Here is a 23,311-nt window from a genome sequence, read left to right as displayed (position 1 = left end):
TTGATGCGGTTTTCCGCTACAGGGTGTCCGATGCAGATTGTTATCCTCGCCGCCGGTCAGGGCAAGCGCATGCGTTCCGCGCTGCCCAAGGTATTGCAACCGCTTTCCGACCGCCCGCTGCTCGGGCATGTGCTGCGTACCGCGGCTTCGCTGAATCCCTCGCGCACCTGTGTGGTGTATGGCCATGGCGGCGATGCCGTACGGGCCGCCTTCTCCGATCTGCAGGTCGACTGGGCGCTGCAGGCCGAACAACTGGGTACCGGCCATGCGGTGATGCAGGCGATGCCGGCGCTCTCGCGCGAAGAACCAGTGCTCATTCTTTATGGCGACGTGCCGTTGCTGCGCGCCGACACGCTGGTCAAGCTGGCCGAAGCGGCCAGCGACGACAAGCTCGGCATCCTGACCGTCACCCTTGACGACCCCACCGGCTACGGTCGCATCGTGCGCGACGCCGCCGGGCGCATCGTGCGCATCGTCGAGCAGAAGGACGCGACCGAGGGCGAGCGCAAGATCCATGAAGTGAACACCGGCATCATGGTGGTGCCTGGCGCACGGCTGGCCGGCTGGCTGACGCACCTGTCGAACGACAACGCGCAGCGCGAGTACTACCTGACCGACGTGGTTGCCGCCGCGGTGCGCGACGGCGTGCCGGTGGTGAGCACGCAACCGGCGCGGGTTTCGGAAACGCTCGGCGTGAACGACAAGGCGCAACTTGCCGACCTTGAACGCACCCATCAGCGCGAGAACGCCGAGCGCCTGCTGAATGAGGGCGTCACGCTGCGCGACCCGGCGCGCATCGACGTGCGCGGCGAGCTCATCTGCGGGCGTGACGTCGAGATCGACATCGGCTGCATCTTCGAAGGTCGCGTCGAACTGGGCGACGGCGTTGTCGTCGGTGCCCACTCGGTGCTGCGCAACGTCACCATCGCCGCCGGCACGCGCATCGCGCCGTTCTGCCACTTCGATGACGCCACAGTCGGCGCCGGCTGCCAGCTCGGCCCGTACGCCCGCCTGCGCCCCGGCGCCAGACTGGCCGAAGATGTGCACATCGGCAATTTCGTCGAAGTGAAAAACAGCGACATCGCCGCCCACAGCAAGGCCAACCACCTGGCCTACGTTGGCGACGCCACCGTGGGCAGCCGCGTGAACATCGGTGCCGGCACCATCTGCTGCAATTACGATGGCGCGAACAAATTCCGTACCGTGATCGAAGACGACGTGTTCATCGGCTCCGATACCCAGCTTGTGGCGCCGGTCACCGTCGGCCGTGGCGCCACGCTGGGCGCCGGCACCACGCTGACCCAGGACGCACCGCCGGGCCAGCTCACGATTGCCCGCGCCCGCCAGATCACGATCACCGGCTGGACCCGGCCGGTGAAGAAGAAGTAAGGCTTTTCCCTACCCGAATCTTGCGCAGCTCTGCTTAAAGGATTGACCCATGTGCGGCATCGTCGCGGCCATCTCCGGCCAGAATATCGTCCCTGTCCTGCTCGAAGGACTGCGCAAACTCGAATACCGCGGCTATGACTCGGCCGGGCTGGCCGTGCTCAACGGCGCCCAGGGCACGCAACTGCGCCGCCTGCGCTCGGTCGGCCGTGTCGCCGAACTGGCCGCCCAGGCCGACGAACAGAAGCTCGAAGCATCGATCGGCATCGCCCACACGCGCTGGGCAACGCATGGCGTGCCGTCGGAGCGCAATGCCCACCCGCACATCAGTGAGGGTCTGGCCGTGGTGCACAACGGCATCATCGAAAACTTCGAGCCGCTGCGCGCCCGCCTGACCGGGCTGGGCTACACCTTCACTTCGGAAACCGACACCGAAGTGATCGCCCACCTGGTGCGTCACCACCTGAAGACCACGCCTGATCTGATCGACGCCGTGCGCGCCACCTGCAACGAACTGATCGGCGCTTACGCCATCGCCATCGTCACCGAGGGCGAAGATTCGCGCATCGTCGTGTCGCGCCACGGCTCACCGCTGGTGCTCGGCCTGTCGGACAACGGCAACTACGCCGCGTCCGACACGTCGGCGCTGCTGCAGGTCACGCGCAACATGGTCTATCTGGAAGACGGCGACATGGCCGAACTCACGCGCACCTCGATGCGCGTGTTCCGGCTCGACGGTACGCCGGTCGAGCGCGCGGTGCAGGTGAGCCAGCTGTCGGCCGACGCGGTCGAACTGGGCAACTTCCGCCACTACATGCAGAAAGAGATTTTCGAACAGCCGGCCGCGCTGTCGAACACGCTGGAAATGCTCGCCCAGGCGCGCTCGATCACGCCCAATCTGTTCGGCGCCGAGGCCGACAATGTGTTCCGCTCGGTGCGCCGCGTGCTCGTGCTCGCCTGCGGCACCAGCTACCACGCCGGTCTGGTCGCCCGTTACTGGCTCGAAGACGTCGCCGGCATCGAATGCAGCGTCGAAATCGCCAGCGAATACCGCTACCGCAAGCCGGTCGCCGACCCGGATACGCTGGTCGTCACCATTTCGCAGTCGGGCGAAACCGCCGATACGCTGGCCGCGCTGAAGTACGCCAAGTCGCTCGGCATGCTGCACACGCTGTCGATCTGCAACGTGCCCGAATCGGCCATCGTGCGAGAGTCGTCGCTCCGCTTCATCACCCGCGCCGGCCCGGAAATCGGTGTCGCCTCGACCAAGGCCTACACCACCCAGCTCGCTGCACTTGCGCTGCTGACGCTCGCGGTCGCCAAGACGCGCGGCACGCTCAGCGTCGCGCAGGAAGAGAAATACCTGAAGGCGCTGCGCCATCTGCCCAGCGCGGTCACCCGCGTGCTCGAACTCGAGCCGCAGATCCAGGCCTGGGCCGAACGCTTCGCAATGAAGCAGCACGCGCTGTTCCTCGGTCGCGGCCAGCACTACCCGATCGCGCTCGAAGGCGCGCTGAAGCTGAAGGAAATTTCCTACATCCACGCCGAGGCCTACCCGGCCGGCGAACTGAAGCACGGCCCGCTGGCGCTGGTCGACCGCGACATGCCGGTCATCGCCATCGCGCCGAACGACGCGCTGATCGAGAAGCTGAAAAGCAATATCCAGGAAGTGCGCGCGCGCGGCGGCGAACTGTACGTCATCGCCGACGCCGGCACCGAAATGGTCGAAGGCGAAGGCCTGCACATCCTGAACATGCCGGAGAACTACGGCCTGCTGTCACCGGTGCTGCACGTCATCCCGCTTCAGCTGCTGGCCTATCACGCGGCACTGGTGAAGGGCACCGATGTGGACAAGCCGCGCAATCTGGCGAAGAGCGTGACGGTGGAGTGAAGCCGAAGGGGCGGCGGCTCGCCTGAGCCGATTCCCCGAACCGCAATCGCAGCCGGGTCTTTTGTGGGAGCGAGCTTGCTCGCGATTGCTGCCTGAAACTAAGCGGCGGGCGAACCCTGCCGTGTGGACAAGTCCGCCAAAGCCCGTCGTATCGCGTGCGGTTCAGGCTACGCCGTTGTCCTTGTGCTAGTTTTGACCACACGAGTCCGCCTGGCGCACCCGATCCGCGTCCCGGGGCCACGCCGCGGCTTCATTTCACTCGCACCTGACTCCGCAGGGGAATGCCATGGCACACCGGTTCGTCGCGTTGCGCAAGGACGGCAAGAAGACCTGGCTCCATGACGAGGCCGGCCGCAAGGTGCGCGAAGTCATCTGGGGCGACTACCTCACGGTGAAGCGCACGCTGGATGACGGCCGGCTCGAGATCGACTGGGCGGCGCGCTCGCCCGACAAGCGCCGCACGCTGTACATCGCGGCCGAAGACACCGTCGAGCGGCGCCCGCTCGAAATCGTGTTCGTCGACGTGGGGCAGGGCGACGGCGCGGTGCTCATCTCGCCCGAAACCGGCAAGGACGAACGCATCATCGTCATCGACGCCGGCAAGGAGGGCAATATGCGCGCCTTCCTGAACGCACGGTTCAAGAGCTACCGCGGCTTCAACTTCCACGCGGCGGTCGTGACGCATCCCGACAACGACCACTATCTCGGCTTCCAGGCGCTGTTCAGCGACCACAAGATCGGCTTCAAAACGGTCTATCACAACGGCCTGGTCGAACGCGCCGTCACCGGCACCTGGGCCAAGCTCGGCGGCGAACCGGTGCGTGACCCGGCAAGCGGCGTGTCGTACGTGACCGCGCTCGCGGTCGACAAGGCCGACCTGACGCGCCTGTTCGGTGCGCTGCCGGCCAACACCCGCTACGAGTTTCCTAAGCTGATGCAGGCGGCGCTGCAGAACCCGAAGATCGGCACCCTGCGCATGCTGTCGACCGATCATGCCAAACGCGAAGGCGGCATCGCGTGGATGCCTGACTTCGCGCCGTCGAACCGGCGCGGCTACACCATCCGAGTGCTCGGGCCGGTGGTCGAAAAAGGGCCCGGCGGCAAGCCTGCCCTGCGCCGCCTGAAGAGCTACGGCGAAACGAAGAACGGTCATTCGGTGCTGCTCAGGCTGCAGTACGGCCAGTTTTCCGTGCTGTTCGGCGGCGACCTGAACGAGCCGGCTGAGAAGTTCCTGCTGCAGCACTACACCGGCCGCGCCACGTTCCCGAAACCCGGCACGCCCGACCACGACGCCATGGTGGCCGAGGCGCAGAAAACCTTCCGCTCCGAGGTGATGAAATCCTGTCACCACGGCTCCGAGAAGGTGACCGACGCCTTTCTCGCCGCAGTCAATCCGGCCGCCTTCATCATTTCATCGGGCGATCAGGAAGGGCACGTCCATCCGCGCCCCGACCTGCTGGGCCGCCTCGGCCGCTACGGCCGCGGCGACGCGCCCGTCATCCTGTCCACCGAACTGCAGCGCTCGTCGCGCCCGCTCGAAGACGGCGCGCAGGTGCAGAAACTGCTCGACCGCATCGACGCCCTGGCCACCACGCTGTCATCCGAAGCGCTCGACGCCATCAAGCTCGACGTGAAGGAACTGGCGCGCAGCAATGTGGAGGTGTACGGCGCGATCTACCTGAAGACCGACGGCGAGCGGCTGATGACAGCCTTCCGCATCGAGACCGGATCGGAGCTGGAAAAGTGGTTCTCGTTTCGGTATGCGTTCAATGCGAAGGGGGAGTTGGTGCGGACGGATTAGACGTACCGCTACCGGCAGCAGTCAATCGTCTTCCAGGGGAAGCATCCCCTGAGGTGGGCTGGGTGGCCAGGTTTCGGTGCCCACACGCGCTTCGAACCAGCGGTGCATGGCGGCATCTTCCAGAGCGTATTCGCCGCGTGCCGATTTCCACACCAGTGCCGGCATGCGCTGGCGCAATGATTCCAGTGCCTTCTGTGCCTGCGTCACACTGACCGGCTGGCCTGACTTGTCGCGGTAAAAGCGCAGTGCCTCGGCGTCGTAAGGCCGAAACATCGGCCCCTGCGCCAGCATGCGCCAGAGCACCGCCTGCTCGACAGGCCGGAGCCCCAGGTAGTCGGATTCCATCTGCGCTTCATCCTGTGCTTGCTGCCGCATGGCCGCCTCAAGCAGGGCGGGTTCGAAACGTCCGCTCAGGGCGGCGAGGGGGCTCAGCACCTGACCCAATGCCGCCATGAAAAACTGTGGCCTGAATCCGAACATTTCGAAGGCCTGCTGCAGCAAGGTCTGATCCACCGTCCCCAGTTCAGGTCTTTGCGCCTCGATCAGGCCTGCCACGTGAGCGATGAAGTCCGGCCCCAGCGGCGGCATGCGCTGTATTTGCGAACCGTAGAACGGGGCGCCTGCGGTGTTGACCAGTCGCAGCAGCTTGTCGCGGTCAGAGCCCGACATGACCAGCATCAGATTGACGGCACCCGGCTTGTTGAGCTGGTCACGCGCGGATTTCAGTGCCGTCATCGCCGCCTCACCCGCGTCACTGGTCAGCGCATGCTGGGCTTCGTCGATGATCAACGCCACCGGTTGGCCCGCACTTTCATGCAGCAGTCGCAATGCGTCGGTCAAGGTGAGGCCATCGACCTTGCCTATCCTGCTGGTGTCCACCTCAAGCCCGCCGACCTTCACCTTGTCCAGGCCCGCCTTCCTCGCCGTGCGCGCCACCAGGCTCAGTTGAGGCTGCAGTGCCCGGGCAATGGCTTCGGCGATCAGCGCGCCGGGGTCGCGCCGCGTATCCGCCCACAAGTCCACATAGACGACCACCACGCCCACCGCTTGCAGGGCCGGTTGCAGGTCACCCTGCAGGAAGGTGGATTTGCCGGTGCGCCGTGGTGCGGCCAGAAACAGCCCGTTGTGGGCATCGCCGAGCAGGGTCTTGCCCTGCAATGCAGCCACCAACTCTTGGGCCAGCGCAGTACGGGGGAAGGCGATCATCGCGATTATCCAAAATTATCTGAATTCGGATAATTTATCTTATTTCAGATAAAAGTCGATAGTTTGAGGTGTCGACTGCTCGCCGACGAGGGGCGACCGCGACATGCCGGTCATCGCCATCGCGCCGAGCGACGCGTCAATCGAAAAGCTAAATCGCCCCTGTTATCGCGGAGGCTTCGACTTTGAAGAAGTTGAAGCCACGAAGAGATCACGGAAGTTCTCATTTGATGTTTGCGAGCGAGTTGCGCGGCTGGTGCAGGTGCACCGTCGACGCTCGGCAAGATAAAGGATTAGCGGGCGGCCTCACGCGCAGAACCACGCACCGGTTGTCCTGAGTCTCTGAAACAACAGCTACGACGCTCTTCTTCTCAAGTGATTCGTGGTCCGAGGAATCGGCCTAGGTCACAATTCCCGAATGTCTTCACCCAACGCTGTTCCTCTTCAGCCCGCCATCAGCCTCCCCACCGCCGCCCGCGATCTGTATCGCGCGCTGTGGCGCCATGCCGAGGGCGTGCGGCCGCAGATGCTGGGCGCAGCCGCGCTGCTGTCCGGCGCGCAACTGATGCGGCTCACCATGCCCTGGCTTGCGGCGCAGGCGATCAATGCGCTGCAGCAGGGCGACATGGCGACGGCCGGGCGCTGGATCGCCTATCTGATCGGCATCTATCTGCTGTCGTGGTTGCTGCACGGGCCGGGTCGGGTGCTGGAGCGCAACGTGGGGGTGCGGGTGCGCGTTCGGCTGGCCGATCAGCTGTACGCGCGCATCGCCGCGGCGCCGCTGGCCTGGCGCGACGGGCGGCATTCGGGCGAGCTGCAGCACCGCGTGATGCAGGCCAGCCGGGCGCTGTCGGATTTCGCGCAGAACCAGTTCGGCTATCTGCAGAACGCCTTCAACTTCGTGGGTCCCCTGGTCGCGCTGGCGTTGCTGTCGCGCACCAGCGGGGCGATCGCGATCACCGGCTATGTCGTCATCTCATTCATCATCCTGCGCTTCGACCGTACCTTGATGCAGCTCGCCCGTGCCGAGAACGACGCCGAGCGCCGCTATGCCGCGGCACTGCTCGATTTCGTCGGCAATGCCGGCACGGTGATCGGCCTGCGCCTGCAGGCGGCGTCGCGCACGCTGCTCGGCCGGCGCATGGACGCGGTGATGGCGCCGCTGCGCCGCGCCGTGATGGTGAACGAAGGCAAGTGGTTCACGGTGGATCTGCTCGGCATGGGGCTCACGTGGATACTGGTGGTGGTCTATGTCGTGCAGACGCGCCAGCCGGGTCAGGCGGTGCTGCTGGGCACGGTGTTCATGATCTATCAGTACGCGCAGCAGGCGGCCGGCGTGGTGGGCTCGATGGCGTCGAACTTCCAGAGCTTCGCGCGCATGCACACCGACTACGGCAGCGCTGAGCCGATCTGGGCGGCGCCGGCCGACCCCGACGCGACCGTGCCGGCCGTGCTGCCCTATGCGCCCTGGCAGACGCTGGCATTGCGCGGCGCCACCTGGCGCTATGGGGACGACACGCGCGGCGGACTGCATGGCGTGGATCTGGAATTGCGGCGCGGTGCGCGCGTCGCGCTGATCGGCCCGAGCGGCGGCGGCAAGAGTACCTTGCTGCGCACGCTGGCCGGCCTCTACCCGCCGCAGCACGGCGAACTGCTGCGCGACGGCGTGCCGGTGCCGTGGGCCGAGTTGCGCTCGCTGGCCACGCTGATCCCGCAGGAAGCCGAAGTGTTCGAAGCCAGCGTGGAAGAGAACCTCACGTTCGGCCAGCCGGCCGATGCCGCGGCGCTCACATCGGCCATGCATACCGGCGTGTTCGACGAGGTGCTCGAACGCCTGCCCGACGGGCTGCACAGCGGCCTGAGCGAACGCGGCGGCAATCTGTCGGGCGGACAGCGGCAGCGACTGGCGCTGTCCCGCGGTGCGCTGGCGGCGCAGGGCAGCTCGCTGCTGCTGCTCGACGAACCGACCAGCGCACTCGATCCGCTGGCCGAAGCACGCGTATTCGACCGCATCGTCGCCGCCTTCCCGTCGGCCTGTATCGTCGCCTCGGTGCATCGCCCCAGCCTGCTCGCGCGCTTCGATACCGTCGTCGTGGTGGATGCCGGGCGCGTGGTCGATGCGGGGCCGCGCGACGAAGTGCTGGCGCGGCGGGTGAATTGAATCGCCGTACGGTGGCGTGGCACGTGTCGGATGGCCGCGATATGAGGTCGATGTCCGCGATGATTGGGTGGGGGGGCGACGTGTGGGTGGGGTGGTGTTGCGAGGTTTTGGGTGGGGATGTTGGGCATCGCTGCGCTCACCCCAACCTACGGGGGGCGGGGCGGCGATGTGTGGGTGGGGTGGTGCGTTACAGTGGCGCCGTATCCGTAGGTTGGGGTGAGCGCAGCGATGCCCAACAACGGACGTTGCCCGGGCGCTACGCCCCTTTGAGCCAGTCGAAGGTGCTGGCCATTTCGGCCGGGCTGACGTCGTCGATCTGGGCGTCGGCGAATACGTCTTCCCCGGCGCGCCAGGCGGCCTCGCTTCCGGGTTGCGACATGGCCAGCATCAGCGCGTGGTTCAGTTCGTAGGCGCCCCAGGCGTAGCCGGCGTCGCGCAGCGCGGCCTGCAGCGCGTTCTGCACCAGGCTGCGCACCATGCGGTGGGCTACGGAATACGGGATGTCGTCGACCTGCCCGCAGGCGGCGAGCGAACAGGCATGGCGGTCGTGCGAGGCGTGGCCGCGGCAGGCCAGTGGTCGCACCGGGTAGATGACACAGGCGCCGTCGTCGTCGACGACAAAAGGACAGGGGCTGTGCTGCGCCACCCGCTGCGCTTCGCCTTCGAAGCGCGTGCGCGCGTCGGCTTCGGCGATGCGCTGCACGACGCGCCGGCAGACCGCCGGATCGCAGGCCATGAGATGACGTGCGACGTGCAGCACTTCGGGTGCTGTGGCGGTGACGCGCAGCGTGCAGCAAGTGGCGCACCCCCGGTCGCAGGCGAGTGGTGCACCGGTATCGGTCCGCGCCTGCAGCGCCTGGTCGAAGCCGTCGAAGGCCTCGTCGAGCAGATGCGCCAGCAGCGCTTCATCGTCGTTGTGCGCGTCGAGTATCTGCGCGAAGGCCGCATGCCGCGCGCGGAAGAAGCGCAGGTTGTCGTCGTCGTGTGCCATGCCGTGCCGCTCCGTCCGTAAGACCCCAGCGTCGCACTGTAGGGAAGGTCGCGGCAGCGGCGGTTGATGCATCGCAAACGATGCCGATGCCGCAGCACCCGACGCTCATCCGAACAGGGTTTTCGCCACCAGCCCGACCACCGCACAGCCTGCGATCACGTGCATGACGTTGCGCTTGTAGCGGAACAGTGCCACCGCGGCGCCGGCCGCGATCAGCGCCGACAGCGCGTCGAAGCGGCCGTCGAAGCCGTCCGGCCACAGCACGTGGTAGCCGAAGAACAGCGCCAGATTGACGATGACGCCGACTACCGCGGCGGTGATGGCGGTCAGCGGGGCGGTGAATTTCAGGTCGTCGTGCGTCGATTCGACCAGCGGGCCGCCGGCCAGGATGAACAGGAAGGACGGCAGGAAGGTGAACCAGGTGACCAGTGTTGCGGCCACCGCGCCTGCGAGGAACAGGCCGTCCGGGCCGAACAGCGCCCGCATTTCGGCACTGAGGTAGCCGCCGATGAAGGCGACGAAGGCCACCACCATGATGAGCGGGCCGGGCGTGGTTTCGCCGAGCGCAAGGCCGTCGATCATCTGCGTCGGCGTGAGCCAGCCATAGTGTCCGACCGCGCCCTGATACACATAGGGCAGCACCGCATAGGCGCCGCCGAAGGTGAGCAGCGCGGCCTTGGTGAAGAACCACGCCATCTGCGTCAGCGTGTGGCCCCAACCGAAATGCAGCGTCAGCAGCGCCATCGGAATCACCCACAGCAGCGCACCGATGGCCGCCACGCGCGCCAGCCGTGACCAGCGGAAACGTGCGTGCTCGGGTGTCGGGGTGTCGTCGTCGATCAGCGCCGGGCCGAACGACTTGACCACCTTGCCGTTCCCGCCGCCTGCGCTGAATGTATCCGGCGCGAGGCGCCCGCCGACATGGCCGATCAGCGCCGCCGCGGCGACGATGGCCGGGAAGGGCACGTTGAGCGCAAAGATGGCTAAGAAGGACGCGCCGGCGATCGCCCACATCCAGTTGTTCTTCAGTGCGCGCGAGCCGATGCGATGCGCCGCCTGCAGCACGATGGCGGTCACCGCCGGTTTGATGCCGTAGAACAGACCGGCCACCAGCGGCACGTCGCCAAAAGCGATGTACACCCAGGACAGTGCGATCAGGATGAACAGCGACGGCAGCACGAACAGCGCACCGGCGATGATGCCGCCCCGGGTTCGGTGCATCAGCCAGCCGATGTAGGTCGCCAGCTGCTGGGCCTCGGGGCCGGGCAGCAACATGCAGTAGTTGAGCGCATGCAGGAAGCGGCGCTCGGAAATCCAGCGCCGGTTCTCGACCAGCTCCTGATGCATGATGGAAATCTGCCCGGCCGGCCCGCCGAAGCTGATGAAGCCCAGCTTGAGCCAGAACAGGAAGGCGTCGCCGATAGGCACGGTCGGAGCGGGGCGGGCGGCGTCGGCAGTGTCGGGCAGCGGCATGGTGAGCTTGATCAGTGCGGTGGTGCGGGCGGCAGGGTTGGACAGGGAGTGTGGACGCTAATCGCGGTCGTGCGGGAGCGGCGCCCTGTGGGAGCGGCGGCCTCGCCGCGATACGCACTCTGTACAACGATGGTCGCGGCACGATCGCGGCGAGGCCGCCGCTCCCACAGGAACAGCTCCCACAGGAACAGCTCCCACAGGAACAGCTCCCACAGGACGCCGCGCCACACGTGCCGCACCCCGAGCGTACCGCAGCTTCATGACGCTGCGCCCCGGCGATGCTGCAGCATCCGCGCAACACCAGCCCGCTGACGGGCGCCGCGCATCGCGCTATCCTGCGGCCAGTTTTTGCTGCCAGGCCATCGATCATGTCCCAGCCTTCCCTGTCCGTTCCGGTTGACGCTGCTGCGAACGACCCCGCGCCCGACGCCACGATGCTGCGTGCCGTGACAGCAAGCGCGCTGCAGACTTCGCCGTTCGAGCATATCTATATGCAGAACGTATTCTCGCCCGTCTTCTACGAGCGGCTGCTTGCGCTGATACCGGCGCGCGAGCGCTTCCACGATCTGCGCCACAAGGACGCGATGCGCGCCGACGGCAGCAGCGCCCGGCGGCGCATGTATCTGTACCCTGAACATCTGTGGCGGCTGCCGGCCGAACAGCGCGCGCTGTGGAGCTCGATCTCGCGCGTGCTGCGTTCGCGCGATATGCAGGACGCATTCAAGCTCAAGTTCAGACAGTCACTCGAAACCCGCTTCGGCCGCAGCATCGACCAGATCGATCTGTACCCCATCCCCATCCTGGTGTGCGACCTGCCTGGCTACCAGATCGGCATCCACGCCGACGTGATGGCCAAGGCCATCACGGTGCAGTTCTATCTGCCGAAGGACGCCTCGCAGCGCCACATCGGCACGGTGTTCCACTACGGTCGCACAGGGCCCGAGGCTGAGAAGACCATCGCGATGGATTTCATGCCGGCCAGCGGCTACGCCTTCGCCGTGATGGAGCGGGAAAGCTGGCACAGCGCGCGCCGCACCACCGAAGCCGACGGCGAACGCTGGACCCTCATGCTGACCTACTATGTGCAGGACACGCCCAAGGCCTGGTTCAAGCGCCGCTGGGACCGCTTCCGCACCTTCTTCGGCCTTGGTCCGAAGGGCTGACCGGCGGGCGCGCCTGCGCCCGCATCCCTGAGACACCTGTAGCCTCTGCGCGCTGAGACGTTCGTCTCATCCTGCTGTGCGCCCGCCTGCTGCAGGAATAACCCCGTTTCGTTTGGGGAAATTTACCCGCATTGATCACAAAGGATTTTTTCCCGTACGGCGCCGTCGTGCCCGGCCTGCTCGATTCTGGCATGGATGATGCAATTATTCTCACGCGCGTTGTCGCCGGATGCCGCTGTGCGCATCCGAAAAAAACGGAGGAGAACCCATGAACAAGCAAACCGGTCGCCTTGCCGGACCTGTCCTGACCTGCCTGGTCGCGATGTTCGGCCTGAATGCCGCCGTGCAGGCCGAAGATCCGGAACCGCCGCTCGGCGTGAACGTGCTCGAAGCCACCTTCAAGTGGCGTCCGAACTACGTCAGCGACGACATGCTCATCCACGCCGACAAGGACGCCAACAACTGGCTGCACTACGGCAAGGACTATCAGGGCTGGCGCTTTTCGCAGCTCGGTCAGGTGACGCGCGACAACGTGAAGAAGCTGGTGCCGAAGTGGAATCTGTCGTTCGGCGTCAATGACGCGCAGGTCAGCCAGACCACGGTGGTGAATGGCCGCATCTACGTCACCGCCAGCCAGAACAAGGTGTTCTCGCTCGATGGCTCGACCGGACGCATGATCTGGAAGTACGAGCGCTCGCTGCCGGGTGACCTCGGCCCGCGCCTGTGCTGCGAAGCGGTGAATCGCGGTGTCGCGGTGTACAAGGACATGGTCTACATGGCCACGCTCGATACCCACATCGTCGCGCTGAACAACACCACCGGCCGTGTCGTGTGGGAAAAGAAGATGGGCGACTACACCAGCGGCGAAATCTACACGTCGATGCCGCTGGTGGCCGACGGCAAGATCGTGGTCGGCAATTCGGGCGGTGATGTCGGCGGCAACGTCGGCAAGATCACTGCGCTCGATCCGGATACCGGCGAAATCGTCTGGCAGACGCTGACCCGGCCGAACAGCCCGAGCGACCCGCACGCCGCCACCTGGGCCAACGATTCGTGGCGCACCGGTGGCGCGTCGGCCTGGCTGACCGGCAACTACGAAGCCAAGACCAACACGATCTACTGGGGGGTCGGCAATCCGTCGCCCGACTTCGATCCGTCGGTGCGCAAGGGCGACAACCTGTACAGCAACTCGACGCTGGCGATGGACGCGAAGACCGGCAAGATCAAGTTCCACTTCCAGTACACGCCGAACGATGCCTGGGATTACGACGGCAACAACGAAACCATCCTGGTCGACGACGAGAAGGGCCGCAAGGTGTGGCTGCACGGTGACCGCAATGGCCACCTGTATTCGATCGACCGCACCAATGGCAAGTGCAACTGGGTGGTGCCGATTGCGCGCGTGAACTGGGTGACCGGCTTCAAGGACAACTGCCGCCCCATCGTCAATCCGGACAAGGTGCCCGGCTACGACAAGATCGCCACCGACATCGCCCCGATTCTCGACGGCGGCAAGGAATGGCACCCGGCGGCCTACAGCCCGCAGACCAAGCTGCTGTATGTACCTTTCATCGACAGCTCGATGGACGTCCAGGCCAAGAAGATGGAATGGAAGCGCGGCGAGTGGTTCCTGTCGTCCAGGGTGCTGAAGGCCAACCCGTACACCGGCGGCATCAAGGCGTTCAACGCCACCACCGGCGAACAGGTGTGGTCGCGTCCGCAGAGCACGCCGGCCACCAGTGGCCTGCTGGCGACCGCCGGCGGTCTGGTGTTCTCGGGTGATGCCGAAGGCTTCTTCTCGGCCATGCGCGATGACTCGGGCGAAACGCTGTGGCGCTTCAACGTCGGTACCGGCATCCACGGCAACCCGACCACCTTCACGGTCGACGGCAAGCAGTACGTCGCCATCGTGTATGGCCCGGGCGGCGGCAGCCTGTGGCCGCTGGTCTACGGCGAGCTGTTCAAGCAGCAGAACCGCGGCGGCGGAATGATGGTGTTCGGTCTTGCGGACTGAACGCATGACGCGCAGCGCGGCACGTTCATTGCGATGCCTGTTCGGGTTGCTGGCGTGTGCCGCGCTGCCGATGTCGGCGGGCGGGGCGCCCGCCGCGCTCGCCGTGTGCGTGGTCGAACAGAACCCGCCGTTCTCTTCGCGCACGCTCCCACCGGTGGGTGTCGACGTGGATGTCGCCCAGGCCATCGCGGCGCGTCTTGGCCGCGCGGTGCACTGGCAGTGGATCACGCTGCAGGAGCGCGGCGGTCTGGGTCGCGCACTCAAGGAATCGGTGCAGGCCGGCAGTTGCGAGCTGTTCGCCGGCATGCCGGTGACCGAAGGCAGCGATGACGACCTCTCGACACGCGGACTGGTGGCGTCGCAGCCCTATGTGTCGGTCGGCTACGTGCTGCTGACGCCGGCGGCCAGCGCGATCGGATCGATGGCCGCGGTGGGCGCGCAGAAGATCGGCGCGGTCACCGCCACGCCGGCTGATCTGTACCTGCTGGCCGGCGGCTTCAACCGCTCGCCGTTCTCCGGCAGCGCGGCACTTCTGGACGCGCTGGCGAAGGGCCAGGTCGGCGCCGGCCTGCTGTGGGCAGGACGGGTGGCGGGTGATGCATTGCCCGCAGGTGTGGTCGTGCGCGAAGCGCTGCAGGCGCCCGCACTGCAGACCCGCTTCGTCATGGTCAGCCGGCGCAGCGACACGGCGTTGACAGCGGCGGTGGAGGCGGCACTCGGCGCGCTGCAGGCCGATGGCTCGCTCGACGCGATCGCCACGCGGAACGGACTGCCGACCGGCAAGCAGCACGGCGGCAGATGATGGAGATGTACTGGCCACGCGGGCGTTGTCTGCCCGCGGGCTGCAACAGGAAGGAGTGGCAGATGATTCGATACACAGCACGGTGTGTGCTGCTGCTGGCGCTGGCTGGCAGCGTGCAGGCGTTCGGCCCGGGCCAGGCGCCGGCCAATAATCCGATGGCGGGTGATCGCAGTGCGGCCGGCAAGGGTGAAGAACTGTTCGGCCGCAACTGCCAGCAGTGCCACAACTCGCGCGGCAAGGGCGGCAAGGGGCCGCAGCTGGTCAAGGGCGCCTGGGGCCCGGGTGGCGCGAACAGTGATGGCCAGATGTTCGAACTGATCGCCCACGGCCGTGCCGGTACCCAGATGGGCGGCTTCGCCAACTCGCTGAAGGAAGAGGAAATCTGGCAGATCATCGCCTTCCTGCGCGAGGAAGCGCTGCGCGTGCAGGCGGCTGACAAGATCGCCAAGGATGAAGACGAGATTCCGTATTACTGAACCGCTCCAGCACGACTCACCGGAAAGAACCTGATGAACAACGAACGATTCAAGGCTGCATCACGCGGCCTGCTTGCCGCCTTCGCCTGCGCAGGCGCACTGATGGCCGCACCCGCGCTGGCACAGTCGGCACGCCCCACGCTCGACCTTGCCACTGCCCGTCTGATGGCCGACGCGTGCGAACGCCATGCGAAGGAAAAGGGCTGGCGCATGATCATCGCGATCAACGACGAAGCCGGCAATCCGAAGCATTTCAGCCGGATGGATGGCAGCATCCTGATCAGCATCCGCGTCGCGCAGCTGAAGGCCGACACGTCGGCCGGCGCGCCGTTTTCGACGCGCCAGTTCCGCGAATTGTCGAAGACGGTGATCGGCGCCGAGCTGATTCCTCACACCACCACCATAATAGGCGGTCTGCCGATCGTGACCTCGAAGGGCGCGCATATCGGCAGCATCGGTGTCAGCGGCGGCTCGGAAGAGGAAGATGAGGTGTGCGCGCAGAAGGCGCTGGACGCAGTCAAGCACCTGATGTGAGGGATTGGGCCGGCACCTCTCTGGCCTTTTTCTTGCTAAGAAGATGGATGCACGCTGGCGCCGAGCCGCGGCACAACACATACCAAGAATTCAAAAGGAGCCAGAATGAAATCCCTGCCGATATCCGTCGTGCTCGCCACGCTGTTCCTGTCCGGCTGCGCCGGTCTCGGGACGAAAAGTGCCGGGCGTGATGAGGCGCCGGACAGCCACAAGCAGTATTGGGCGAAGTACGACCATTCACTGAAGCCGGTGACACCGGCGGTCACGCTCAGCGAAAAGCTCGGGATGGCCGAGCCCGCGCGTCCTGCGACGGGTGCTGGGGCTGGCGCTGTTGCAGCGGCGGCGGCAGTTCCCGCTGCTGCCCCGGCACCTGCCGTCCGCAGCTGCGCGGAAGCCGCGCCGGACGCCACCCTCAAACTCATCGCACGGCTGGAAGCGACGCAGGGCAAGTCGCAAGGCGGATCGGCGGAGCTCGACGCGTCGGTCGTCAGGCTGGCCGAACGCACGCAGATGCTGTCCTTCCTGCGCGAGTCGCTCTACCGTACCTGCGAGCGCGCCGCCGCCGGCCAGATCAGCAAGGAAGAAGCCGCTGCCGCGTACGACAAGGTGATGAACTCGGTGCACGCCATCATCGAAACCGACCGCGACCGCGCCCGTGAATCGGCGGCGAAAGCGGTAAAGGGTCTGTCACCGGAGCAGATCAAGGCGCTGCAATAGGCGCCCCCTGAACCACTTGCCCGTCCTTGAGCGCAGGGACTGTGGGAGCGGCGGCCTGAGGGGTTGACCGCTGTGGGAGCGGCGGCCTCGCCGCGATCAGTGCAGCGATGGTCGAAGATCAGCGCGCGCATCGCGGCGAGGCCGCCGCTCCCACAGCAAGCTCCCACAGCAAGCTCCCACAGCAAGCTCCCACAGCAAGCTCCCACAGCAAGCTCCCACAGCAAGCTCCCACAGCAAGCTCCCACAGCAAGCTCCCACAGCAAGCTCCCACAGCAAGCTCCCACAGCAAGCTCCCACAGCAAGCTCCCACAGCAAGCTCCCACAGCAAGCTCCCACAGCAAGCTCCCACAGCAAGCTCCCACAGCAAGCTCCCACAGCAAGCTCCCACAGCAAGCTCCCACAGCAAGCTCCCACAGCAAGCTCCCACAGCAAGCTCCCACAGCAAGCTCCCACAGCAAGCTCCCACAGCAAGCTCCCACAGCAAGCTCCCACAGCAAGCTCCCACAGCAAGCTCCCACAGCAAGCTCCCACAGCAAGCTCCCACAGGGGAGGCGCCCCTGGCGCCACGGCCCGTCCTTCAGCGCAGGGACTGTGGGAGCGGCGGCCTCGCCGCGATGGATGCCGTGATGATCGTTGATCAATGCGCCGATCGCGGCGAGGGCACCGCTCCCACAGGAACAGCTCCGGCGAGAGCCGCCGCTGCGCGCCTCACACCTTTCTGTACACCTCGGCACCCTGTTTGACGAACTCGATCGACTTCGTCTCCATGCCCTGCTGGAGCGCGGCCTCGTTGGTGAGGCCCTGGGCGGCGGCGTAGTCGCGTACGTCCTGGGTGATCTTCATGCTGCAGAAGTGCGGGCCGCACATCGAACAGAAGTGCGCGAGCTTGGCGCCGTGCTGGGGCAACGTCTCGTCGTGGAACTCGCGCGCCTTGTCCGGATCGAGCCCGAGGTTGAACTGGTCGTCCCAGCGGAATTCGAAGCGTGACTTGGAGAGCGCGTTGTCGCGGATCTGCGCGCCCGGGTGGCCCTTGGCCAGATCGGCGGCGTGGGCGGCGAGCTTGTAGGTGATGATGCCGGTCTTCACGTCGTCCTTGTCCGGCAGCCCCAGGTGTTCCTTGGGCGTGACGTAACAGAGCATGGCCGTGCCGTACCAGCCGATCATCGCCGCGCCGATGCCGCTGGTGATGTGGTCGTAGCCCGGCGCGATGTCGGTGGTCAGCGGGCCCAGCGTGTAGAAGGGCGCCTCGTCGCACCAGTCCAGCTGCAGGTCCATGTTCTCCTTGATGAGCTGCATCGGCACGTGGCCCGGGCCTTCGATCATCACCTGCACGTCGTGCTGCCAGGCGACCTGGGTGAGCTCGCCCAGCGTCTTGAGCTCGGCCAGCTGCGCCTCGTCGTTGGCATCGAAGATCGATCCCGGACGCAGCCCGTCGCCGAGCGAGAAGCTCACGTCGTAGGCCTTCATGATTTCGCAGATCTCTTCGAAGTGCGTGTAGAGGAAGCTCTCCTTGTGGTGCGCCAGGCACCACTTGGCCATGATGGAGCCGCCACGGCTGACGATGCCGGTCATGCGGTTGGCGGTCATCGGGATGTAGGGCAGGCGTACGCCGGCGTGGATGGTGAAGTAGTCGACGCCCTGTTCGGCCTGCTCGATGAGCGTGTCGCGGAACATTTCCCAGGTGAGCTCTTCGGCCTTGCCGTCGACCTTCTCCAGCGCCTGGTAGATGGGCACGGTGCCGATGGGCACCGGCGAGTTGCGGATGATCCACTCGCGGGTTTCGTGGATGTGCTTGCCGGTGGACAGATCCATCACGGTGTCGCCGCCCCAGCGGATGGCCCAGGTCATCTTGTCGACCTCCTCGCCGATGGACGAGCCCAGTGCGGAGTTGCCGATGTTGGCGTTGATCTTCACGAGGAAGTTGCGGCCGATGATCATCGGCTCGCTCTCCGGGTGATTGATGTTGGCCGGGATGATGGCGCGCCCGCGCGCGACCTCATCGCGCACGAATTCGGGGGTGATTTCGGCCGGGATGGACGCGCCGAAGCTCTGGCCCGGGTGCTGGCGCCCGAGCAGGGCGGCCATCTTGGCACCGGTCGGGCCGGAGGCCTTCAGCGACTCGATGTACTCGCGCCGCTGCAGGTTCTCGCGGATGGCGATGTATTCCATCTCGGGCGTGATGAGGCCCTGGCGGGCGTAGTGCATCTGCGAGACGTTGCGTCCGGGCAGCGCACGGCGCGGGGCGCGGTGCAGGCCGGGGAAGCGCAGGTGGGCGGTGGCGGCATCCAGGGCACGCTCGGTGCCGAAGGCTGAACTCAGACCCGACAGCTGTTCGGTGTCGCCGCGCTCGGCAATCCAGCCCGAGCGCACGCCGGGCAGGCCGGAGCGGATGTCGATGGCGGCGGCAGGGTCGGAGTAGGGGCCGGAGCAGTCATAGACATAGACCGGCGGATTCTTCTCGGCGCCGAAGGAGGCGGGGGTGTCGGACTGGGAAATCTCGCGCATGGGCACGCGGATGTCCGGGCGCGAACCTTCGATGTAGACCTTGCGCGAATTGGGCAGCGGCGCGATGGCCGCCGAGTCGACGTGCGCCTGCGCGGCGAGGAAGGTATCGCGGGAATCGCGGGAGTCGGGGGATAGCGGGTCTTTGGCGTTCATGAAAGCTCCTGTGGGGCGCGGCTGCGGTGATGTCACCACAGGCGCACGGTGTGCGTCTGTACCGTTCAGCAATTTCCAGTCCACGAAACGGGCACATGACGCAGCGGCGGCGCGCGGATACACGGTGCGGCCGTCAGTCGATTCCGGGGCCGGATCGGCGCCCGCCGGGCGCACTGGGTGAGTTGTCATCCGCCGAAGCAACGGTCATCGGACGCACGCCAAGGCGTCTCGCGAGACACCTGCGACGCCCTTCGCGCGGTCGATACAGATGTCGCAGTTTCTCGGCCTTTGCCAAGACATCTGTCGCATGTCTCTCCGGGTGATTCTCAGGGTCCGGGAAAAATACCCAGTCAATTCAATGCCGTGAGCGTTGGCATGGATTCTGCCCTTGTGTTCTCCGACGAAGGTGTCGCCGAAAGCGGCGCCGCGTCGAAGCTCGAAGTTTCGACATCAACAATCGGAGGGGAGTATGAAAAAGAAGATCTCTGGCGCGTCGGCGCAGGGCGCACGCAACGCATGCACGCTGGCAGCGGCAGTCGCTGCGGCAATGATGATGGTTCCCGGTGCGGCGCAAGCCGACATCGTGATCGGTGAAGTGGCCGGTACCAAGCTGTCGATGTTCGGCATCATCGACGTTGGCCTGCTGTACAACAGCAAGGCGAACGCCAGCGGTGACAGCAAGACTTCGATGGAAACCAGCGGTCTGCGTCAGACTGTTATCGGTTTCAAGGGCGAGCGCGAACTGCAGCCGAATCTCACCGCGTTCTTCAACCTCGAATCGCACTTCGATACCAACGACGGCTTCCTGCACGGCACCGGTGATGCGCCGCGCGGGGGTACGAACAACACGCCGCTGTTCCGGCGTCAGGCGAATCTGGGTGTGCGCGGCGACTGGGGTAGCGTGACGGTCGGCCGTCAGTACGGCCCGGCACTGCTGGCCCACATCGGCACCGAACCGCGTGCCTTCAAGGAACAGTTCTCCAACCTGTATGCGTGGGCCTACGGCCAGTTGTTCACGACCGCCAATGCACCTGGCGGCGACCGCAACACCAACAACGATGTGGGTATTTTCTTCAGCAACGCCGTGCAGTACAGACATACTGTCGGCCCGGTGAATTTCGGCGTGCTGTACGCGTTCGGCGGTCAGCCCGGTTCGGCCAAGGACAACAGCTCGTATGCCCTGGGTGCGACCTACAACGGCCCGATCACGCTGTCCGCGTCCTACCAGGCGATGAACGACGAGCAGACCGGCAAGAGCAACATCGAGCACACGTCGCTCGGCTTCGCGATTCCGTTCGGCGACTTCATCTGGAAGAACAACTGGATGAACGCGAAGAACGATGCGCGCACCGGCGCCGAACTGGCCGACATCAACGGCTTCGGCACGGGCCTGGACTGGAAGTGGCACGCCAAGAATTCGGCCACCGTTGCGTACTACATCAACAAGGACGACAGGAACAAGACCGACGAAACGAAGTTCCTCGTCATCAGCAATGACTACCAGTGGCGGCCGGACACCACGCTGTACGTGCAGTTCGCGTACGCCGATGCCGATGCGGGTGCCACGCTGCGCACCAGCATCGTCGCCGCAGGCGTGACCGCCGGCGAGAAGAGCACGCTGCTCAATGTCGGCCTGAATTTCATGTTCTGAAGCAACGCGACTGTCTGAACACCCGGGGCTGAACCCGGGTGAATGAACCCAGTGAATGGAGATTGATAGATGACCGCCTCACGCAAGATGTTCCGCCTGTCGGCTGCCCTTCTGGCAGGCTCGGCGCTGTCCTTCCTGACCGCGGCACCCGCCATGGCGCAGGGCAAGGCTGGCTTTGAAGACCCGAACAACTGGCCCGAATATCACCGCACCAGCAATGCCTGGCGCTTCAGCCCGCTGAACCAGATCACGCGCGAAAACGTGAAGAAGCTGAAGGTGGCCTGGGTGCACCAGCCGGGCAACATCACGCACGGCCTGCAGTCGACGCCCATCGTCATCGATGGCGTGATGTACACGATTTCGGCCAACAACAATGTATGGGCGATCGATGCCGCCACCGGCAAGACGCTGTGGCAGTTCGCTCCGAAGCTCGACAAGATCGTCGAACAGGTGTTCTACGGCGCAGCCAGCCGCGGCGTGACCGTGGGTCGCGGCAAGGTGTTCGTGGGTACGCTGGATGGCCGCTTCATCGCGCTCGACCAGAAGACCGGCAAGCAATTGTGGTCGACACAGCTCACCGATCCGAAGACGCAGTACGGCGCGTTGTTCTCCGCTCCGCCGCAGCTGGCCGGCAATATCCTGTTTGGCGGCACCACCGGCGGCGATCAGCCGATCTCGGGCAAGATCTACGCCGTCAATGCCGACACCGGCAAGCCGGCGTGGACCTTCGACGTGATCAAGAATGATCCGAAGAGCTGGCCGGGCGACAGCGGCAAGGTCGGTGGCGGCAGCGCCTGGATGCCGGGCACCTACGACGCGAAGACCGACACGATCTACATCGGTACGTCGAACGCAGCCCCCGACTACTACAACTACGACCGCAAGGGCGACAACCTCTATACGGCTTCGCTGCTCGCGATCGAAGGCAAGACCGGCAAGCTGAAGTGGCATCGTCAGGAAGTCCCGAACGATTCGTGGGACTACGACTCGGCGTACGAAGCGCTGGTCGTGCAGAAGGACGGCAAGGACGTCATCGTCCACCTGAACAAGGGTGGCTTCGTGTTCGTGATGGACAAGAAGGATGGCGCACTTGAAAACGTGTGGCAGTTCTCCGAGAACGTGAACTGGGTCAAGGGCATCGACCCGAAGACCGGTGCGCTGATCGATCCGATCTACCCGGAAGTCGACAAGGTGAAGACCTTCTGTCCGAACCTGCTCGGTGCGCGCAGCTGGAATCACGGCGCCTACAACCCGGGCACCGGCCTGTGGTACTCGCATGCGATGGAAGTCTGCAACGAGGTGGTGGCCGGCAAGGATGATCCGGACAACCTGAAGGCCGTTTCGGCGCTGTCGCTGGGCATCGAGTCGATCAAGCTGGTGGCGCCGCCCAACAGCAAGCCGCATGGCCGTCTGGACGCACGTGATCCGCTGACCGGCAAGCTCAAATGGTCGATCAAGTACGACATGCCGCCGCTGTCTTCGGTCCTCACCACGGCAGGCGGGCTGGTGTTCACCGGCGATCTGGAAGGCAAGATCTTCGGCTACGACGCTGAAACCGGCAAGGAACTGTGGTCCTTCAATTCGGGCTCGGGCCTGCGTGGCGGGCCGGTCAGCTACTCGGTGAAGGGCAAGCAGTACATCGTGTTCCCGACCGGTCTGGGCTCGCATGCTCCGGGCTTCCTCGCAGGTGCATTCCCGCAGATCAAGGATCTGCCGGGCGGCGCTGCAATCATCGCTTTCACGTTGGAGTAGCAACGTTGGAACCCCCGGCGCGTGGCTCCGCGCCGGGGTGGCATGTCTCCTCATTCACAGGCGGTTACTCATGTTGCTGCCTGTTTTTTTTCGTTCACACTGTTGCTGGGGTCTGCTGACATTCAATCGGATCGTGATGGAATGTCACGAGACCCTGATTGGGAAACCCGACGAGGACTTCAAGCAATGACTCATGAAACTCCACGCAGCAATGCCGCAGGCCGGCTGACCGTAAGCGCACTGGTGATTGCCCTGGGCATGATCTGGGCCGCGCCGTCACCCGCCATGGCAACCGAAGAACCGATTGTTGCACCATCCTTCGATCTGACCGATCCGGAGCGGATCGCCCTCGGCAAGAAGCGTTTCAACAAGACCTGCGCGGGCTACTGCCATGGTTCGGATGGTGTCGGCGGGCGCGCCCCCGATTTCAAGGGACGCACCGATCTGGCGGACGAAGAGGCTTTCCGCACGATCTTCCACGGACGTCGCACGTCGGACATCATGCCGCCCTGGGGCGCAGCGTTTTCGACCGATCAGATATGGGAACTGGTGGCTTACATCAAGTTTCTCGGCACGCAGTAGGACGTGGCCGGAAGGGCTGCGGTGTCCGTCCCGCAGCGTGAGGCTGCAGCGGGACG

17 protein-coding genes are annotated in these 23,311 nt (G+C 65.3%); 13 read left to right on the top strand and 4 right to left on the bottom strand.

Going from position 1 to position 23,311, the window contains the following annotated elements; genetic code table 11:
• The first annotated feature begins 30 nt into the window (after nucleotides 1-30).
• The 3 genes from glmU to BSY238_RS06660 all read left to right on the top strand — a co-directional run bounded on the left by glmU (nucleotide 31) and on the right by BSY238_RS06660 (nucleotide 5,078).
• A complete protein-coding gene (glmU, locus tag BSY238_RS06670; protein WP_069038445.1) occupies nucleotides 31-1,389 on the top strand; it encodes a bifunctional UDP-N-acetylglucosamine diphosphorylase/glucosamine-1-phosphate N-acetyltransferase GlmU in 1,359 nt (452 codons plus the stop codon).
• Between the two features lie 49 nt (nucleotides 1,390-1,438).
• On the top strand, nucleotides 1,439-3,277 hold the full coding sequence (glmS, locus tag BSY238_RS06665) for a glutamine--fructose-6-phosphate transaminase (isomerizing) (RefSeq protein ID WP_069038444.1): 1,839 nt from the start codon (nucleotides 1,439-1,441) through the stop codon (nucleotides 3,275-3,277).
• Nucleotides 3,278-3,563: 286 nt separating this feature from the next.
• Nucleotides 3,564-5,078 carry a ComEC/Rec2 family competence protein gene (locus BSY238_RS06660; RefSeq protein ID WP_069038443.1) on the top strand — a complete coding sequence of 505 codons (1,515 nt, stop codon included), beginning with the start codon at nucleotides 3,564-3,566 and terminating at the stop codon, nucleotides 5,076-5,078.
• Between the two features lie 21 nt (nucleotides 5,079-5,099).
• Here BSY238_RS06660 and BSY238_RS06655 read toward each other — a convergent pair whose 3' ends face one another.
• Nucleotides 5,100-6,284 (bottom strand): AAA family ATPase, encoded by a 1,185-nt coding sequence (locus BSY238_RS06655; protein WP_069038442.1) that lies wholly within the window; start codon nucleotides 6,282-6,284, stop codon nucleotides 5,100-5,102.
• A gap of 415 nt (nucleotides 6,285-6,699) precedes the next feature.
• Between BSY238_RS06655 and BSY238_RS06650 the strand changes: the two genes are divergently transcribed.
• Nucleotides 6,700-8,442 carry an ATP-binding cassette domain-containing protein gene (locus BSY238_RS06650; RefSeq protein WP_223300300.1) on the top strand — a complete coding sequence of 581 codons (1,743 nt, stop codon included), beginning with the start codon at nucleotides 6,700-6,702 and terminating at the stop codon, nucleotides 8,440-8,442.
• 256 nt (nucleotides 8,443-8,698) lie between these two features.
• Here BSY238_RS06650 and BSY238_RS06645 read toward each other — a convergent pair whose 3' ends face one another.
• Together BSY238_RS06645 and chrA are read right to left on the bottom strand one after the other, a co-directional pair.
• Complete coding sequence (locus BSY238_RS06645) at nucleotides 8,699-9,433, bottom strand: YkgJ family cysteine cluster protein (RefSeq protein ID WP_069038441.1); 735 nt, start codon at nucleotides 9,431-9,433, stop codon at nucleotides 8,699-8,701.
• A gap of 105 nt (nucleotides 9,434-9,538) precedes the next feature.
• On the bottom strand, nucleotides 9,539-10,906 hold the full coding sequence (chrA, locus tag BSY238_RS06640; protein WP_069038440.1) for a chromate efflux transporter: 1,368 nt from the start codon (nucleotides 10,904-10,906) through the stop codon (nucleotides 9,539-9,541).
• Nucleotides 10,907-11,274: 368 nt separating this feature from the next.
• Between chrA and BSY238_RS06635 the strand changes: the two genes are divergently transcribed.
• The 6 genes from BSY238_RS06635 to BSY238_RS06610 all read left to right on the top strand — a co-directional run bounded on the left by BSY238_RS06635 (nucleotide 11,275) and on the right by BSY238_RS06610 (nucleotide 16,612).
• Nucleotides 11,275-12,069, top strand: a complete 795-nt coding sequence (locus BSY238_RS06635; protein WP_223300299.1) for a hypothetical protein — start codon at nucleotides 11,275-11,277, stop codon at nucleotides 12,067-12,069.
• Nucleotides 12,070-12,337: 268 nt separating this feature from the next.
• Nucleotides 12,338-14,083: a PQQ-dependent dehydrogenase, methanol/ethanol family gene (locus BSY238_RS06630; protein ID WP_223300298.1), complete on the top strand. Its 1,746-nt coding sequence runs from the start codon at nucleotides 12,338-12,340 to the stop codon at nucleotides 14,081-14,083.
• A gap of 4 nt (nucleotides 14,084-14,087) precedes the next feature.
• Nucleotides 14,088-14,885 carry a substrate-binding periplasmic protein gene (locus BSY238_RS06625; RefSeq protein WP_069038439.1) on the top strand — a complete coding sequence of 266 codons (798 nt, stop codon included), beginning with the start codon at nucleotides 14,088-14,090 and terminating at the stop codon, nucleotides 14,883-14,885.
• Between the two features lie 62 nt (nucleotides 14,886-14,947).
• Nucleotides 14,948-15,361 (top strand): c-type cytochrome, encoded by a 414-nt coding sequence (locus BSY238_RS06620; RefSeq protein WP_069038438.1) that lies wholly within the window; start codon nucleotides 14,948-14,950, stop codon nucleotides 15,359-15,361.
• Between the two features lie 33 nt (nucleotides 15,362-15,394).
• A complete protein-coding gene (locus BSY238_RS06615; protein WP_083223945.1) occupies nucleotides 15,395-15,895 on the top strand; it encodes a GlcG/HbpS family heme-binding protein in 501 nt (166 codons plus the stop codon).
• Between the two features lie 105 nt (nucleotides 15,896-16,000).
• Nucleotides 16,001-16,612, top strand: a complete 612-nt coding sequence (locus tag BSY238_RS06610; protein WP_069038437.1) for a hypothetical protein — start codon at nucleotides 16,001-16,003, stop codon at nucleotides 16,610-16,612.
• A gap of 708 nt (nucleotides 16,613-17,320) precedes the next feature.
• Here the strand turns inward: BSY238_RS06610 and thiC are convergent.
• A complete protein-coding gene (thiC, locus tag BSY238_RS06605) occupies nucleotides 17,321-19,270 on the bottom strand; it encodes a phosphomethylpyrimidine synthase ThiC (protein ID WP_069038436.1) in 1,950 nt (649 codons plus the stop codon).
• Between the two features lie 469 nt (nucleotides 19,271-19,739).
• Here thiC and BSY238_RS06600 point away from each other — a divergent pair, with 469 nt between their 5' ends.
• The 3 genes from BSY238_RS06600 to BSY238_RS06590 all read left to right on the top strand — a co-directional run bounded on the left by BSY238_RS06600 (nucleotide 19,740) and on the right by BSY238_RS06590 (nucleotide 23,255).
• Nucleotides 19,740-20,921, top strand: a complete 1,182-nt coding sequence (locus BSY238_RS06600; protein ID WP_150123892.1) for a porin — start codon at nucleotides 19,740-19,742, stop codon at nucleotides 20,919-20,921.
• A gap of 69 nt (nucleotides 20,922-20,990) precedes the next feature.
• Entirely contained in the window at nucleotides 20,991-22,673 is a 1,683-nt protein-coding gene (locus tag BSY238_RS06595; protein WP_069038435.1) for a pyrroloquinoline quinone-dependent dehydrogenase, read from the top strand.
• Nucleotides 22,674-22,859: 186 nt separating this feature from the next.
• Nucleotides 22,860-23,255 carry a c-type cytochrome gene (locus BSY238_RS06590; protein WP_069038434.1) on the top strand — a complete coding sequence of 132 codons (396 nt, stop codon included), beginning with the start codon at nucleotides 22,860-22,862 and terminating at the stop codon, nucleotides 23,253-23,255.
• Nucleotides 23,256-23,311: the final 56 nt, after the last annotated feature.

The organism is Methyloversatilis sp. RAC08 (assembly GCF_001713355.1).
Lineage (GTDB): Bacteria > Pseudomonadota > Gammaproteobacteria > Burkholderiales > Rhodocyclaceae > Methyloversatilis.
Note: the sequence above shows the minus strand (reverse complement) of the source record. Positions and strands in the feature narration are given on the sequence as shown.